The sequence below is a fragment of the Pseudomonas sp. Irchel 3A5 genome (assembly GCF_900187575.1).
In the GTDB taxonomy this organism is placed as follows: domain Bacteria; phylum Pseudomonadota; class Gammaproteobacteria; order Pseudomonadales; family Pseudomonadaceae; genus Aquipseudomonas; species Aquipseudomonas folii.
The window spans coordinates 38,712-55,632 of sequence record NZ_FYDU01000024.1 but is presented as its reverse complement, the minus strand read 5'-3'; the positions used below and the strand labels follow the sequence as shown (position 1 = coordinate 55,632).

Below are 16,921 nucleotides of genomic sequence, written 5' to 3'. Positions count from 1 at the left end.
CGGTCCTTATGGCCCTCAAAACACGCATGAAGGCGAACGGGAAGGCCCCGAAGGAAATCATATGTGCGGCCATGCGCAAGCTGTTGCATCTGGTGTACGGAGTGCTCAAGTCGGGGAAACCCTATGACCCTGACATCGCGCTTGCTCGATGAGGGTCAAGACGGTATCTACAGAAAAGCATTCCAAATTAAGTGGTTATATTTTGTTCGATAAGAGCGACTTTATCCGCGAAGAGCCCAGTACTGGCGATACATCTTCTTAGCCGGGAACACCGCTCTCCCGGTCAAAGCCGGTCCCACAAATCCGGGCATATGTAGCCCGTTTGGCATGACACTACGCCGCGCATGATTCTTGCTTTACACTGCTCGGCGTACATTCCTTAACCAACTGACGAGATGACCGTGCTCAAAGCACTTAAAAAGATGTTCGGAAAAAGCGAGGCTGAGCCGCTCGCCGCTGGCCCTGTTACTCCTTCCCCTGCCCCGCAAAGCAAGACTGAAGGCCATTCAAGGGATCGCAGCGCTGCAGCCAAAGCTCCTGCCCAACCCCGTGCAGACGATAAAGAGCCGAGCGCACAGGCTGAAACGGCAGACATTGCCGTCGCCAAACCCAGGCCCGAGCGCCCACGTCGCGAACGTGCGCCCAAGCCGGTGGTCGTTCCCTGGAAGCTGGAAGATTTCGTGGTCGAACCTCAGGAAGGCAAAACCCGCTTCCACGACTTCGCCCTCGCCCCCGAATTGATGCACGCGATTCAAGACCTCGGTTTCCCTTATTGCACGCCGATTCAGGCGCAGGTGCTGGGGTTCACCCTCAAGGGCCAGGACGCCATTGGCCGTGCGCAGACTGGTACCGGTAAAACGGCAGCCTTCCTGATCTCGATCATCTCGCAACTGACCCAGACGCCTCCGCCCAAAGAGCGCTATATGGGCGAACCTCGCGCCTTGATCATCGCCCCGACCCGGGAGCTGGTGGTGCAGATCGCCAAGGACGCTGCCGACCTGACCAAGTACACCGACCTGAACGTCATGACGTTCGTGGGCGGCATGGACTTCGATAAACAGCTCAAACAGCTTGAAGCCCGTCATTGCGACATTCTGGTCGCCACTCCGGGCCGTTTGCTGGACTTCAATCAGCGCGGCGAAGTGCACCTGGACATGGTCGAAGTGATGGTCCTCGACGAAGCCGACCGCATGCTCGACATGGGCTTCATTCCGCAGGTGCGCTCGATCATTCGTCAGACGCCACACAAGGGCGAACGCCAGACTTTGCTGTTCTCCGCGACCTTCACCGAAGATGTGATGAACCTTGCCAAGCAATGGACCACCGAGCCTGCCATCGTTGAAATCGAAGCCGAGAACGTTGCCAGCGAAAACGTTGAGCAGCATATCTATGCAGTGGCCGGTGCCGACAAATACAAGTTGCTCTACAACCTGGTCAACGACAACGGTTGGGAACGCGTGATGGTCTTTGCCAACCGCAAGGACGAAGTACGCCGCATCGAAGAACGTCTGGTGCGTGATGGCGTAAACGCCGCGCAGCTATCAGGCGATGTACCGCAGCACAAACGCATCAAGACCCTGGAAGGCTTCCGCGAAGGCAAGATTCGCGTACTGGTTGCCACTGACGTCGCTGGTCGCGGGATTCATATCGACGGTATCAGCCACGTGATCAACTTCACGCTGCCGGAAGTGCCGGATGACTATGTTCACCGCATTGGCCGTACAGGCCGCGCGGGCGCAGCAGGCGTGTCGATCAGCTTCGCCGGTGAAGACGACTCTTATCAACTGCCTGCGATTGAAGAGAAACTGGGTCGCAAGATCAGCTGCGAAACACCGCCGACCGAGTTGTTGCGGGCAGTAGTGCGCAAGCCAGCGCAAACCATCTGACTTGATGCAATCGACGTGGGACCGGCTTCAGCCGGGAAGAGGCCAGTACAGTCAATGAAGTTGCATGGCTAGAAACACCGCCTTCCCGGCTGAAGCCGGTCCCACGTCAGAGTTGTGTCGATCTGCAGCGCACTATTTCCACCGCCCCGCCGCTGCTTTGTCACTCGCCCGCCCCTCGACCCATTTCGGCCCTTCTGACGTGTTTTCCTTCTTCCAGAACGGCGCACGGGTCTTGAGGTAGTCCATGACGAAATCACAGGCCTCAAATGCTGCCTGACGATGCGCGCTGGCAACCCCGACAAACACAATCGGCTCACCCGGCTCCAGCGTGCCGACACGGTGCAGCACTTCCATCTTGAGCAAAGGCCAGCGTTGTTCAGCCTCAAGCACAATCTTGCCCAAAGCCTTTTCGGTCATGCCGGGATAGTGTTCCAGAAACATCCCCGACACTTCCCGCCCTTCGTTGAAATCCCGCACGTAGCCGACAAAACTGACCACCGCACCGACGCCGACATTAGCGTCATGCAGCGCGTTGACCTCAAAGCCCGGATCGAACGGTTCCGCCTGAACCCGAATAGCCATGTTCAGCCTCCGGTCACGGTGGGGAAGAACGCCACTTCGTCACCGGCCTGCAACGGCTCGTCCAGCTGGCACAGCTCCTGATTGCGAGCGCACATCAGGTTCTGCTCAGCCAATACCTGCCAAACTCCATTACGCTCAAGCAAATGCAGACGCAGCGCATCGATTGTGGCGAACTCGCCGTCGACCTGTTCACCGTCACGCCCCAGAGCTTCCCGGTAACGGGCGAAATACTGGACGCTGATGCTCATGGAGCCTCCGGTGCCGTTTCGTCGGCAATGAAGTGGCCGCTCTTGCCACCAAGCTTTTCCAACAGGCGAACGTTTTCGATGACCATGCCGCGATCAACCGCTTTGCACATGTCATAGATAGTCAACGCTGCGACGCTGGCGGCGGTCAGTGCCTCCATTTCCACACCGGTCTGCCCGGCCAGCTTGCACCGGGCGACAATACGTACGGCGTCTTCACCCTCGGCCGTCAGTTCGACTTTGACGCTGGTCAGCATCAGCGGGTGGCACAGAGGGATCAGATCACTGGTTTTCTTCGCCGCCTGAATCCCGGCAATACGCGCTACGGCAAACACATCCCCCTTGGGATGCCCACCGCTGACGATCATTTGCAGAGTTGAAGGGAGCATACGAACCAGAGCTTCGGCCACCGCCTCACGGAACGTCACGTCTTTGTCAGTGACGTCGACCATATTGGCGCGACCTTGAGAATCGAGATGAGTGAGCACAGCGTTACTCCTGAACAGGAGCGGGGATTGTAGGGAGTAAAAGCCGCAAGCTACAAGCTTCAAGCTACAAGCCCACTCACTCCGGGCTTGCGGCTTGAAGCTTGACGCTTGCGGCTTGGCTCGGCTTGCTACAAATGCGACTCCGCATATTCAGCCAGGATTGAGCGTGGCACGCCTTGCAGCGAGATGTGCACGCCGTTCGGGAAGTCTTTGAAGCGCTCCGTCAGGTAGGTCAGCCCGGAACTGGTGGCGGACAGGTATGGGGTATCGATCTGCGCCAGGTTGCCCAGGCACACCACTTTTGAACCGGCACCGGCACGGGTGATGATGGTTTTCATCTGGTGCGGGGTGAGGTTCTGGCACTCGTCGATCAGGATCAGGCTCTGCTGGAAGCTGCGACCTCGTATGTAATTGAGGGATTTGAACTGCAACGGCACTTTGCTGAGGATGTAATCGACGCTGCCATGGGTGTTTTCGTCATCCATGTGCAAGGCTTCGAGGTTGTCGGTGATGGCGCCAAGCCAAGGCTCCATTTTTTCTGCTTCGGTGCCGGGCAGGAAGCCGATTTCCTGGTCCAGACCCTGCACGCTACGAGTGGCGATAATGCGCCGATAACGCTTGCTGACCATGGTTTGCTCGATGGCAGCGGCCAGCGCCAGAATGGTTTTACCCGACCCGGCAGCGCCGGACAGGTTGACCAGATGGATATCGGGATCAAGCAAGGCAAACAGCGCCAGGCCCTGGTAGATATCACGCGGTTTGAGACCCCAGGCTTCTTGGTGCAGTAACGGTTCCTGATGCATGTCCAGAATCATCAGTTCGTCGGCCTTGACGCCTTTGACCCAGCCGACAAACCCTTGCTCATCAATGATGAACTCGTTGATGTGTACCGACGGCAGCATTTCAGTCATTTGCACCCGGTGCCAGGTACGGCCGTGATCCTGACGGGTGTCGACTTTACTGACCCGGTCCCAGAAGGAGCCGGTTACATTGTGATAACCACGGGACAGCATTGATACGTCGTCGACCAACTGGTCGGTGCTGTAGTCCTCGGCGGCAATTCCGCAGGCACGCGCCTTGAGACGCATGTTGATGTCTTTGGTGACCAGCACAAGACGCAAGTCCTTGTCGCGCGCATGCAGGTCGATCAATTGGTTGATGATGATGTTGTCATTGAGGTGTTCAGGCAGAAGGCTGTTGGGCTCCTCGCGTTTGCTCATCATGATCGACAGGAAGCCCTTGAAGACTCCCGTGCCACGGTCGATGGGTACGCCCTTCTCGACTTCTTCAGGCGTGGCTTCGCCCAGTGTCTTGTCGATCAGGCGGATGGCTTGACGGCATTCGGCAGCAACCGAATGTTTACCGGCTTTGAGCTTGTCCAGCTCTTCCAGCACGGTCATGGGGATGGCGACGCGGTGTTCTTCGAAATTCAGCAGTGCATTTGGATCGTGAATCAGTACGTTGGTATCGAGCACGTAAAGGATTGGCTGGTTAGAAGAAGGGGTGCGTCCGTGATCATCCATACTCGCTCACCTTTGTAAAAGCCAGGCGACGCAGAACCACTCACACTGCGCCACGAAAAGGCCGCCGGGCTCTCTCCTTAAGGCAGGAGAGAAATGCTCAAGATGGAGTCTTGGAGGACGCCACCTGTGTTGCAGGTTTCGGCGGTCTGATAGTGGTAATACCGCAAAACACATGACAGAAAAAAGCACTTTGACAGTTTTTTGAAGTTTATTTCACAGTATGACGAATAGCCCTTGGCGACCTGCCCAAGCCCGTTTACAGTCGGAAGTCCGCTCTACCCGAATCCGTCGGAAAATTCGCCTCATCCCTCCCTGAAAATGAACGCAAGTCCTTATTCTGCGGGCCTGTCAGGGATATTATGGCAATCGTCCCAGATCAACTCGCTCTGCGCGGTGTTTGCCAGTAACAGCGGCACTGCCGACTGCACCCTCGCACTGGCGTCGTGAAACACCACGGTCCCGCGCCGCCACAGCAGCATCAGGTTCACAACCCGGTCTGTAATCTGCTCGGACGTCAGTCGCCCATTGCTGTCCTGCGCATCGATATTCCACAGCGACACTCGCAGATTCTGATCACGGAAGAACTGCCCGCTGTCGGCACGTCGATGGCCGTAGGGAGGACGGAACAACGGGATGAAGTTGTCGGGTAGCAGCTGTTGGGTCAGGCCTTCACTTCGACGCACCGAGTCTTGCCACTCCAGCCACTGACTGTGGGAGCGATATTCCCACCCCTGAATGCCGACGCATTGCAGACGATAAAGCGATTGCAACGCGGTGCCGTTACTGGCGGCGAGGCGTTCCTGCAGGTTTTTACCCAATACAAAGAACGTCGCGTTCATCTTCTGCTGACGCATGAAGTCAGTCAGCCAGTCGGTGCCCCCGTCAGCGCCGGTAGGGCCACCCTCGAAATTCATCTGAAAGGTACGGTCGGCCATCTGATCGCCACTCAACTCATCAGAGTTATAAAGGGCGACTTCACTGCTGGTTTGCGGGAATAACGCCGCCATGTACATCAGTTCGTTGAGATAGCGCTCATGAAAGGCAGCACTTGGCGCAGCCCAGTTGGCGTAGAATGAATCACTGGCGATGGTGAATTCGGCGGCGCGCTGGCGCAGCTGGTCCATGTCCTCAACCAGCACGCAGAACGATGCATCCTGAGGGCAACTCAATTGCGCGCTCTGGTAACCCTCCAGCAAACGATTCCAGAGGCGGTGACGAAGCAGATTGAGTGATGGCACGTTGACGTACCTGAGCCCCAGACGTCTTTTGAGCCCCTCCTCGTCCAGCGCTTCGCTGGCCAGTAACTCGTGGGCAAAGCCGAGAATCTCCGCACGGGATGCCACGTCGAAAAGATCCGGCGACTCCAGCCGCTCAGGCCAGAGGCTGCGGTCAATCGTGGCGACCGGAGGCGGCACCGCCATGGCCTGAACGCTGAACAGACACGCGCACACTGCTAGAAACTTACGCAACACCACTCGCCCCCTGAACATCGAACCCGGATAAGCGCCGCACTATAGCTGATATTGGGTGGCTGATTTGGCAGGAGCTGGCTTGAACCTGTGGGGGATTCGGGATGTATCTGCAAGTCGATATGCGACGTGGGACCGGCTTCAGCCGGGAATACGCCGGTAAAGTCACCAAAAATTGACCGTCAGGATTACCGCTTTCCCGGCTAAAGCCGGTTCCACGTCGTTACATGACATCGTCCATGTGAACCTCTTTGCTCACCCTATCGCCACCATAGCTGGAGTCAGCCAGCAACAGCCCCTAGAATCGCCCGACGATTAAAGGAGACGACCCTATGCTGATGGTGATTTCCCCGGCAAAAACCCTCGATTTCGAAACCCCGCCGACGACCGAACGCTTTACCCAGCCGCAGTATCTGGATCACTCCCAGGAACTGATCGAGATCCTGCGCGAGTTGACGCCCGCGCAGATCGGCGAATTGATGCACCTTTCTGACAAGCTCTCAGGACTCAATGCCGCACGCTTCGGCAGCTGGACGCCAGCGTTCACGCCTGAGAACGCCAAACAGGCCCTGCTGGCGTTCAAAGGCGACGTGTACACCGGCTTGCAAGCCGAAACACTGAGTGAAGCCGAACTCAGCTACGCCCAGGATCACTTGCGCATGTTGTCCGGCCTTTATGGTCTGCTGCGCCCACTGGACCTGATGCAGCCCTACAGGCTGGAGATGGGCACTAAGCTCGCCAATGGCCGTGGTAAGGATCTGTACGCGTTCTGGGGCAATCGGATCAGCGAGTGGTTGAACGAGGCGCTGGCAGAACAAGGCGATGATCTGCTGTTGAACCTGGCGTCCAACGAGTATTTTTCTGCCGTTAAACGTCCAGCACTAAACGCACGCATCATCGACACCGATTTCAAAGACCTGAAAAACGGTCAATACAAGATCATCAGCTTCTACGCCAAGAAGGCGCGGGGCATGATGAGCCGCTTCGTGATATCGGAAAAAATCAACACGCCGGATGCACTTAAAGAGTTCGACGTCGGGGGTTACCGCTTCAGTAAAGAGCAGTCAACGGCGACCCGACTGGTATTCCTGCGCGACACGCCCGAATCGTAGCGCCTCCCTCCGTTGGAGGACCCACTTTGACCGGGCAAGAGGTTGGCGCTTTCGCGGCATTTCCCCTGCCCGAAAGCCTGCTTTTCCGGTCAAAGCCATTCCACAACATTCGTATTAACCCGTTTAAGGCAAGTTTATCCCCGCCACTACGCTATTTATCCTCTAATAACCCCCGTGCAAATTGCACTTTGACAAATTACTGTCGCCAACTAAAAGTCACTTTTTTTTAGTTAGTGTTTTTCTCAAAAAATTAACAATTTTTTTGTGTAGTAGCATTTGGCTTTTCCCCAGTAGTAGCGCCCTCACACTGAACCCGCTAGAAGGCTTATGGAACAAGGCCTGCAGCACAGATGACATCACTGTGAAATCACTCTATCCGGGCTCTCAAAAAGAAAAATTCTCAAAAAGAGGACGAGTGGCCCGGAACTTATCCCGAAATCAAACGCTCCTACATCCCGTAACAATTCTCGCCTTCCTTGTGAGAGATCACTTACAAGGGGTGTAGAAAATGTGGAAGTTGCCGTTCATCACACTGATCCCAGGATCAGCGGCGGTAGGCAGTCGGGAGATTGGCTCACACTTACAAAGTTTTAGTCGTATGGCAAAGCACTGTTCAAGTGCAGAGCGCGACATTGAGGCATGGCAGCCTAAGGCTCTGGTCCGGGCCTGTCAGCATCGAGACAGCGTTAGCACCTAAAGGAGTGGTTTACCACATCCCAGAGCGAGGCCCTGTCGCTGTCTCAGCCAGGTTACTTGCCGTTCAAGACTCAGCAGTATTTGAGATTGCCTTAGTTACTTCTGGCACTCGTCTTTTTTAAATATGCCTGTACTTGTTGTGCGACTTCTTTAAGTCACACTTCCGAGTGCGCGATACCTGCTGGCCAAAATTCAATATCCAGCCAACTTAATGGCGTGTAAATCGAGGAGAGTACGATGCGTATCAGCATCTTTGGTTTGGGTTACGTCGGTGCAGTATGTGCCGGTTGCCTTTCTGCGCGGGGTCATGATGTTGTTGGTGTTGATATCTCCAGCGCCAAGATCGACCTTATCAATAACGGCAAATCGCCAATCGTAGAGCCTGGTCTGGGCGAGCTCCTGGACAAAGGTATCCGCACTGGCAAACTGCGCGGCACCACGGACTTTTCCGAGGCCATTCGCGCCACTGACGTGTCGATGATCTGCGTTGGTACTCCAAGCAAGAAAAACGGCGACCTGGAACTCGATTTCATCGAATCCGTTTGCCGCGAAATCGGCTTCGTACTGCGTGAAAAAGATACCCGTCACACCATCGTTGTACGCAGCACCGTTCTGCCGGGCACTGTTGCCAACGTTGTGATCCCAATCCTCGAAGACTGCTCCGGCAAAAAAGCCGGTGTCGACTTCGGCGTTGCAGTGAACCCTGAGTTCCTGCGCGAAAGCACCGCGATCAAAGACTACGATCACCCGCCAATGACCGTTATCGGCGAGTTCGATAAAGCGTCCGGCGACGTGCTGCAAGCTCTGTACGAAGAACTCGACGCACCGATCATCCGCAAGGACATCGCTGTTGCCGAAATGATCAAGTACACCTGCAACGTGTGGCACGCCACCAAGGTCACCTTCGCCAACGAAATCGGCAACATTGCCAAAGCGTGCGGCGTCGATGGTCGTGAAGTCATGGAAGTGGTTTGCCAGGACAAGCAACTGAACCTGTCCCAGTACTACATGCGTCCAGGCTTCGCTTTCGGCGGTTCTTGCCTGCCAAAAGACGTCCGCGCCCTGACCTACCGTGCTGGCAGCCTGGACGTTGAAGCACCTCTGCTCAACTCGCTGATGCGCAGTAACGTTTCCCAGGTTCAGAACGCTTTCGACATCGTGGCTGCCCACGACACTCGCAAAGTTGCGCTGATGGGTCTGAGCTTCAAGGCCGGTACTGACGACCTGCGTGAAAGCCCGCTGGTAGAGCTGGCTGAAATGCTGATCGGTAAAGGCTTCGACCTGAGCATCTACGACAGCAACGTTGAATACGCTCGTGTTCACGGTGCCAACAAAGAGTACATCGAGTCCAAGATCCCGCACGTTTCGTCCCTGCTGAACTCGGACTTCGACGCAGTGATCGAGCACGCCGACGTGATCATCCTGGGCAACCGTGATGAGCGCTTCCGCGCCCTGGCCGACAAGGCTCCAGCGGGCAAGCAGATTGTGGACCTGGTCGGCTTCATGACCACCACTACTGCCGAAAACGCTAGCGCTGAAGGTATCTGCTGGTAAACCAGCGGCAAGCTACAAGCTTAAAGCGGCAAGCCAAAAGTTCAGGCTGCAACCCCCACTTGGGGCTTGCAGCTTGAAGCTTGCAACTGACCTAGGGATACCAGATATGCACAGGCTTAAGCATGGTCTACTACAGGCCGCAGGTTGGTTGTTCTACCTGAGTTTATTAGGGGCACTCGCAACCGCGTTGCCTACCAGTATCTTCGACTCACAGTCGAAGAACTTTATTTTCCTGATTGGCGCCGTGGGCATCTGGCGCTATTCGATGGGCGCTACGCACTTTGTGCGCGGCATGATCTTTCTCTACATCGTTTACCCGCACTTGCGTCGCAAAGTGCGCAAGCTGGGCAAGTCGGCGGACCCGTCTCACGTGTTCCTGATGGTCACCAGCTTTCGTATTGATGCACTGACCACCGCCCAGGTGTACAGCTCGGTTATTCGCGAAGCCATTGAATGCGGCTTCCCGACCACCGTGGTCTGCTCCCTGGTAGAAATGTCAGACGAGTTGCTGGTCAAAGCGATGTGGGAAAAGGCCAACCCGCCTGCTCACGTCAAACTGGACTTCGTGCGGATTGCCGGTACCGGTAAACGCGACGGTCTGGCTTTCGGCTTCCGCGCAATTTCCCGGCACATGCCGGACGACCGTGCTGTGGTCGCTGTGATCGATGGCGACACCGTGCTGTCTGAAGGCGTGGTCCGCAAAACCGTTCCGTGGTTCCAGCTGTTCGGCAACGTCGGCGGTCTGACCACCAACGAGTTCTGCGAAGTGCGCGGCGGCTACATCATGAGTGAGTGGCACAAACTGCGTTTCGCGCAGCGTCACATCAACATGTGCTCCATGGCCCTGTCCAAGCGCGTACTGACCATGACCGGTCGTATGTCAGTGTTCCGCGCCACAGTCGTGACTGACCCTGAGTTCATCGCCGACGTTGAAAGCGATTCGCTGCATCACTGGCGTCTGGGTACGTTCAAGTTCCTGACCGGTGATGACAAGTCCAGCTGGTTCAGCCTGATGCGTCTTGGCTACGACACGTTTTACGTGCCGGACGCCACGATCAACACCGTTGAGCACCCGCCGGAAAAGAGCTTCTTGAAGGCCAGCCGCAAACTGATGTATCGCTGGTACGGCAACAACCTGCGTCAGAACTCACGTGCACTGGGTCTGGGCGTTCGCCGTCTGGGGATCTTCACCAGCATCGTGCTGTTCGACCAGCGTGTGTCGATGTGGACCTCCATTCTCGGCCTCACCGTTGCGATCATCGCCAGCTTCAAATACGGCGGTGTGTTCATCCTGATGTATCTGCTGTGGATCGGTATCACTCGCTTGATCCTGACCCTGCTGCTGTCCTTGTCAGGGCACAACATCGGGCCGGCCTACCCCGTGATTCTTTATTACAACCAGATCGTCGGCGCACTGATGAAGATCTACGTCTTCTTCCGCCTGGACCGCCAGTCCTGGACGCGCCAAGACACCAAACTCAGCCGCGACATGGCCAGCTTCCAGGGTTGGTTCAACACCTGGTCTTCCCGGACCATGACTTTCTCGGCTGGCACCATCTTCGTCGCAGTGCTGTTGACGATGGTTTAAACCGGGCCAACGGATTAATCGCTTAAGTAGGAAAAATTAGCCATGAACACAGCCGTGAATGCAAACGTCGTACATGAATCCGAAGCCCAGCGCCAACACGCCCGGGTCAAAATCCCGGCCAAGCTGCGCTTGCTCGAAGCCCCGAACGCGCCTCTGGTACAAGTTGAAGACTTGTCCGCTGGCGGCCTGAGCTTCGTCGCGCCTGCACAGCAGCGCCCAACGGCAGGAGAAGTTATCAAAGGGCGTCTGCAGTTCCTGATCGACAACCTTGGCCTGGCCATGGACGTTGAGATGCAGGTGCGCTCCATTGATCCTTCCACCGGCCGCGTAGGTTGCCAGTTCCAGAATCTGGAAGCACAAGACATCGCCACCCTGCGTCACCTGATCACGTCGCACCTGAGCGGCGACATCGTCAGCATGGGTGAAGTGCTCGCTACCCTGCAGCGTGACAACTTCACCAAAGCACGCAAGGTGAAAGGCAGCGGCGACGGCATGAGCGCTCTGGGTCGCCTGCGCGCAGTGACCTTCACCCTCGGCATCTTCATCGTCGGTCTGGCAGCATTCGGCTTTATCTTCAAAACCGTTTACGGCCTGTACTTCGTCAGCCACTCCTCGGCCGGCCTGGTGACCTTGCCAGCCATGGACGTGACCATGCCACGCGAAGGCACCGTGCAGAGCCTGGTGGCGGTCAACACTCCGGTCGCCAAAGGCGCACCAATGGCCTCGTTCAACACCAGCATGCTGGAAATGCTCAAGGGCAGCCTGAACGGTGACGACCTGCAACCCGCAAAAATCGAAGAACTTTACGGCAAGCAAATGGCCGGCACCCTCACCAGCCCATGCGACTGCGTGATCGCCAAACAACTGGTTTCCGATGGTCAGTTCGCTGCCAAAGGCCAGGTGATCTTCCAACTGGTACCGCGTAACACCGCTGCCAATGTTGAAGCCCGCTTTACCTATCGCCAGTTCAACGACGTCAAGCCAGGCACCCGCGTGAACTTCCAGGTGGCCGGTGAAGACAACGTGCGCAGCGGCAAAATCGTCAGCAGCACCAATCTGAGCGAAACCGATCTGGCTACCGATATCCGCGTACAGATCAAGCCTGACGAAGTGCTGGACACTTCCCTGGCTGGCCGTCCGGTTGAAGTCACCAGCGATCGTGGTCCATCGATGAACTGGCTGATCGACAAAGCCATGGCCGCGGGTCTCTAACATGCGTAGCCCATTACAACGATTGTCGAGCCCTACCCTATTGAGCCTGGCTGTTGCCATCGCGTTGACCGGTTGCGCCGGTCTGCCCGATGAACGCCTGGCCAATGAAGCCTTGAAGAACGGCGATACCGCTCTGGCAGAACAAAACTATCGGCAACTGGCGGACCTGGGCTACAGCGATGCACAGGTAGGCCTGGCTGACATCGCAGTGCAAAGCGGTGATCCGCAGCGCATCAAGGAAGCTGAAGCCACTTATCGCGCTGCGGCTGAAACCTCGCCGCGCGCTCAGGCCCGTCTGGGTCGCCTGCTGGCGACCAAACCGGGTGCGACCGAAGCTGAACACCACGAAGCGGAAAGCCTGTTGAAAAAGGCATTCGCCAGTGGCGACACCAGTTCGCTGACGCCGTTGGCCATGCTCTACCTGCAATTCCCGCACAGCTTTCCGAACGTGAATGCCCAGCAGAAAATCAGCGAGTGGCGTGCACAGGGTTATCCGGAAGCCGGTCTGGCCCAAGTGCTGCTGTACCGCACCCAAGGCACTTACGACCAGCACCTGGATGATGTGGAAAACATCTGCAAAAGCGCACTGAGCAAAGTCGACATCTGCTACGTCGAGCTGGTGACGGTCTATCAGAAACGTGGTCAGAACGAACAACGCACCGCCGTGGTCGAGCAACTGAAAAGTGCTTACGCCGTGGGCGGCGTCGGCGCCCAGCGTGTTGACAGCGTAGCCCGTGTGTTGGGTGACGCATCCATCGGTACTCCCGACGAAAAAACTGCTCAGCAATTGCTTGAACAGGTTGCACCGGGTTACCCCGCTTCCTGGGTAACACTGGCCAAACTGCTTTACGACTTCCCCGAACTGGGCGACGTCAACAAGATGATGGAATACCTGGACAACGGTCGCGCTGCGGACCAACCCCGCGCCGAACTGTTGCTGGGTCGCCTGTACTACGAAGGTAAATGGGTACCGGCTGATTCACTCAAAGCCGAAGAGCACATGAAAAAAGCCGCCGCCGGTGGTGAGCTCTCCGCGCATTACTACCTGGGCCAGATTTACCGCCGTGGCTACCTCGGCAAGGTTGAATCGCAAAAAGCACTGGACGAACTGCTGATCGCTGCACGTGGCGGCCAGAACAGCGCGGACTTTGCCATTGCCCAATTGTTCTCCCAGGGCAGAGGCACCATGCCTAACCCGGTCAATGCCTGGGTCTTCAGCCAACTGGCGCTTCAGGCTCCAACGCCGACGCCGGCTGCCACTGATCTCGCGCAGGAAATCAGTACCGCCCTGCCCCCTGAAAAACTCGCCACCGCCCAACGGCTGTTGCAGCAAGAGAAAAACGTCCGGGGCATCACCAGCCAAAACGCGCTGGCCATTCAAGCCCTGAAAGAAGAAGACGGCGAGGACGCACCACTATGAAGTTGAATCCCCTGATGGCCGCTGGCTTGGGTCTTGGCTTTACCCTGCTCTGGGCCACGCCGACACTGGCGGCGCTGACTGAAGAGAAAAACTTTGGTCTGGAAGTTAAAATCAGCGGCCAGGCCGAAGACGACCGCGACCTGGGCACGCGCTCCGGTGGCGATGTGAACGGTATCGGTCTGGACCTGCGTCCTTGGGTCTATGGCGAACGTGGCGACTGGAGCGGTTACGCGATGGGTCAAGTGGTCACTGCCACTGACACCATTCAGACTGACCCTCTTGAGCAAACCGACGCTGAGAGCCAGCAAACTACTCAGGCTCGCGGCAACGCCAGCGAGCGCGAAGTCGACAAGAGCTATCTGGCCTTGCGCGAATTCTGGATTGGTTACAGCGGCTTCACCGCCTACCCCGGCGAGATACTCAAAGTCGGTCGTCAGCGTCTGCGCAACGACGACGGCCAATGGCACGACACCAACATCGAAGCCGTGAACTGGGTCTTTGACACCACCCTGCTCAAAGCCGATGTGGGCGTGGCTCAACGCTTCAGCGAATACCGCACTGACCTGACTGAATTGTCCGCGCAAGACGAAGACCGTAAACACATCTTCGGCGACGTCAGCTACCAGTGGATGCCAGGTCAATGGGCCGGTGTGCGCGCACACCACAGCCAGGACGATGGCAACCTGAAGAAGCCGGGCGAACAAGTCGACGACCTGGACAAGACCTCCAATGGCGACTTGACCTGGCTCGGCCTGCAGGCCAACAGCGATGCCTACAACTATCGCAACATCAACCCGATCAACTACTGGGGCAGCCTGACTTGGCTGTCCGGTGATCGCAGCCAGATCGCTACCACTGCACAGCCAGACGGCACGTACCTGGCAGGTGACAAGACCAACAACAACGTCAATGGCTGGGCCACTGACTTGGGTCTGCGCTTCCGTCTGGACCCGCAATGGCAAGTCGGCGCCGCCTACTCGCGTGCCAGCAAGGAATACGAACAGAACGGTCTGGAATCCAACCGCTCGAACTGGACCGGCACACGCTCGCGCATCCACCGCTTCGGTGAAGCCTTCCAGGGCGAAATGGCCAACGTGGAAAGCGGCTCGCTGTTCGCCTCCTGGCAGATGCAGGATGAATACGACGCTTCTTTGATCTACCACAAATTCCGCCGCACCGATGGCAATGCGCGCATCGGTACCTCGGGCATCAACGCTGTTGGCCAGGATGAAGATCGTCCAGGCGTTCTTTCCTCCCTGCCACTGACTACCGATGGCGAAAAAGACCTGGGTCAGGAAATGGACCTGGTCGTGACCAAATACTTCAAAGGCGGTCTGTTGCCTGCGGCAATCAGCCAGTCGATGGATGAACCTTCAGCGCTCGTCCGTCTGCGTGCCGGTGTCTTCAAACCGGGTGATGCCTATGGCAGCGAAGTCGACAGCTACATGCACCGCGCCATTGTCGACGTCATCTGGCGCTTCTGATGCAACCGCGAAAGGAGTGCGATGAGATGAACAGTCAAGCAAGCAGTCTGCGCAACCGCGCATGGCCACAAGCACTGCTCGAAAGCGCAGTGCTGAGCGGCGCGCTGTTGCTCGCCAGCTCCGCCATGGCCGCCACAGTGCCGGTCAACCCGGTGCCGGCTCCGGTGAACGGCGCGGCAGTGGTCAAGGAATTGCAGGAAGCAAAAACCTACACCATCAGCAGCCCGCCAGTGGAAACACTGCATCTGGAAAAACCTACGCTGCCAGACCTCTCCGGCTACACCGCCGAAGCCGCTGCCAAGAAAATTGTCCGCACCAAAGCGGGCAAGGTTCGGGTTGCCAGAATGATGTCGGAAGTGGGTCTGAAAGAGTTCATCGGTGGCGATAACAAGATGGCCGAATGGGTTGCCCGCCAACAAGGCATCCCACAGGCAATCATCATCGAAGACGGCTATGTGACGGTTCAGGATCTGGCGAAAAAAGTCCCGAAACAGTACCTGAGCGAAGTATCGCCAGGCACTTACGTGGCTCGCCTGCCGATTCTGGTCAAGGCTACCGGCATCTTCGAAGCCAACAAGAAAACCAAGGAGCTGCGCCTGTCACAAGAGAAAGGTGCGTTCCTGGTCGTCGAAGGCAAGTTGTTCATGAGCGACACCCAGATGAATGGCTGGCGCGAAAAGGACAACACACCGTCGACCTTCCGCAAGCCCGATGAATTCCGTCCGTTCCTGCTGTCCTGGGGTGGCTCCGAGGTCTACATCATCAACACCAAAATGGCGAGCCTGGGTTACGACCAGAGCAAGTCTTACGGTGTGAGTATTTCCCAGTACACGCCAAACATGGTCAAAGAGATGAACAAGCCTGATCCGACCGGCTGGATCGTCGGCTCGGAATTCTCGGATATGTGGTACGGCTTCTACTGCTATGAAACCAAAGACTTCGTGGTCAAAGGCAGCACCTACCGCGACAACATCGTTTACGGCATCGACCCGCACGACCGTTCCCACGGTCTGATCATTGCCGAAAACGACGTCTACGGCACCAAGAAAAAGCACGGGATCATTATTTCCCGTGAGGTGAACGACAGCTTCATCTTCAACAACAAGACCCACAACAACAAGTTGTCCGGCATGGTTCTGGACCGTAACAGCGTCAATAACATCGTTGCCTACAACGAGGTTTACCAGAACCACACTGACGGCATCACCCTGTATGAAAGCGGCGACAACCTGCTGTGGGGCAACAAAGTGATCGCCAACCGTCGTCACGGCATACGCGTTCGTAACAGCGTGAACATCCGCCTTTACGAGAACATCGCCATGGCCAACGGTCTGTTGGGTGTCTACGGCCACATCAAGGATCTGAGCGACACCGACCGCGACATCGCGCTCGACCCGTTCGAATCCAAGGTGTCGCTGATTGTTGTCGGCGGCGAGCTGACCGGTAACAACTCGGGCCCACTGTCGATCGATTCGCCACTGAGTATCGAACTCTACCGAGTGGCGATGCTGGCTCCGACCAAGAACAGCGGTATCAGCTTCGCCGGCATTCTGGGCGAACGTCAGGATGAAATCCTTGACCTGCTGGTACGCCAACAGAAAGCCGTGCTGATCGATCCGGTCGAAAGCCAGAAAGAACTTCAGGACTGAGAAGGTAATGTTT

At 56.8% G+C, this 16,921-nt stretch carries 13 protein-coding genes; 8 read left to right on the top strand and 5 right to left on the bottom strand.

The window, feature by feature from the left end:
• Positions 1-395: 395 nt before the first annotated feature.
• Complete coding sequence (gene rhlB / locus CKW31_RS28245; RefSeq protein WP_095102251.1) at positions 396-1,886, top strand: ATP-dependent RNA helicase RhlB; 1,491 nt, start codon at positions 396-398, stop codon at positions 1,884-1,886.
• A gap of 132 nt (positions 1,887-2,018) precedes the next feature.
• Here rhlB and moaE read toward each other — a convergent pair whose 3' ends face one another.
• From moaE to CKW31_RS28220, 5 genes are all read right to left on the bottom strand, one after another.
• The gene (gene moaE / locus CKW31_RS28240) at positions 2,019-2,468 is read right to left on the bottom strand and encodes a molybdopterin synthase catalytic subunit MoaE (protein ID WP_095102249.1); all 450 of its coding nucleotides are present in this window, start codon (positions 2,466-2,468) and stop codon (positions 2,019-2,021) included.
• A 2-nt stretch (positions 2,469-2,470) separates the two neighbouring features.
• Positions 2,471-2,716 carry a MoaD/ThiS family protein gene (locus CKW31_RS28235; RefSeq protein WP_095102247.1) on the bottom strand — a complete coding sequence of 82 codons (246 nt, stop codon included), beginning with the start codon at positions 2,714-2,716 and terminating at the stop codon, positions 2,471-2,473.
• Entirely contained in the window at positions 2,713-3,201 is a 489-nt protein-coding gene (moaC, locus tag CKW31_RS28230; protein WP_095102245.1) for a cyclic pyranopterin monophosphate synthase MoaC, read from the bottom strand. Before moaC ends, CKW31_RS28235 begins: the two co-directional genes overlap by 4 nt.
• A 128-nt stretch (positions 3,202-3,329) precedes the next feature.
• On the bottom strand, positions 3,330-4,724 hold the full coding sequence (locus tag CKW31_RS28225; protein WP_087268972.1) for a PhoH family protein: 1,395 nt from the start codon (positions 4,722-4,724) through the stop codon (positions 3,330-3,332).
• A 332-nt stretch (positions 4,725-5,056) separates the two neighbouring features.
• Positions 5,057-6,193 carry a polysaccharide deacetylase family protein gene (locus CKW31_RS28220; RefSeq protein WP_095102259.1) on the bottom strand — a complete coding sequence of 379 codons (1,137 nt, stop codon included), beginning with the start codon at positions 6,191-6,193 and terminating at the stop codon, positions 5,057-5,059.
• Positions 6,194-6,525: 332 nt separating this feature from the next.
• Between CKW31_RS28220 and yaaA the strand changes: the two genes are divergently transcribed.
• The 7 genes from yaaA (at position 6,526) to algG (ending at position 16,908) form a co-directional block, all read left to right on the top strand.
• On the top strand, positions 6,526-7,305 hold the full coding sequence (gene yaaA, locus CKW31_RS28215) for a peroxide stress protein YaaA (RefSeq protein ID WP_095102243.1): 780 nt from the start codon (positions 6,526-6,528) through the stop codon (positions 7,303-7,305).
• Between the two features lie 933 nt (positions 7,306-8,238).
• On the top strand, positions 8,239-9,555 hold the full coding sequence (locus tag CKW31_RS28210) for a nucleotide sugar dehydrogenase (RefSeq protein WP_027898936.1): 1,317 nt from the start codon (positions 8,239-8,241) through the stop codon (positions 9,553-9,555).
• Between the two features lie 106 nt (positions 9,556-9,661).
• Positions 9,662-11,143 (top strand): mannuronan synthase, encoded by a 1,482-nt coding sequence (gene alg8 / locus CKW31_RS28205; protein ID WP_095102241.1) that lies wholly within the window; start codon positions 9,662-9,664, stop codon positions 11,141-11,143.
• 42 nt (positions 11,144-11,185) lie between these two features.
• A complete protein-coding gene (locus tag CKW31_RS28200) occupies positions 11,186-12,355 on the top strand; it encodes an alginate biosynthesis protein Alg44 (protein ID WP_095102239.1) in 1,170 nt (389 codons plus the stop codon).
• Position 12,356: 1 nt separating this feature from the next.
• Positions 12,357-13,775 carry an alginate biosynthesis TPR repeat lipoprotein AlgK gene (gene algK / locus CKW31_RS28195; protein ID WP_095102237.1) on the top strand — a complete coding sequence of 473 codons (1,419 nt, stop codon included), beginning with the start codon at positions 12,357-12,359 and terminating at the stop codon, positions 13,773-13,775.
• Positions 13,772-15,259 (top strand): alginate export family protein, encoded by a 1,488-nt coding sequence (locus CKW31_RS28190; protein ID WP_095102235.1) that lies wholly within the window; start codon positions 13,772-13,774, stop codon positions 15,257-15,259. The genes algK and CKW31_RS28190 overlap by 4 nt, the downstream gene beginning before the upstream one ends.
• 26 nt (positions 15,260-15,285) lie before the next feature.
• Positions 15,286-16,908, top strand: coding sequence for a mannuronan 5-epimerase AlgG (gene algG, locus CKW31_RS28185; RefSeq protein WP_095102233.1), 1,623 nt, complete (start codon positions 15,286-15,288; stop codon positions 16,906-16,908).
• The last annotated feature ends 13 nt before the right edge of the window (positions 16,909-16,921 follow it).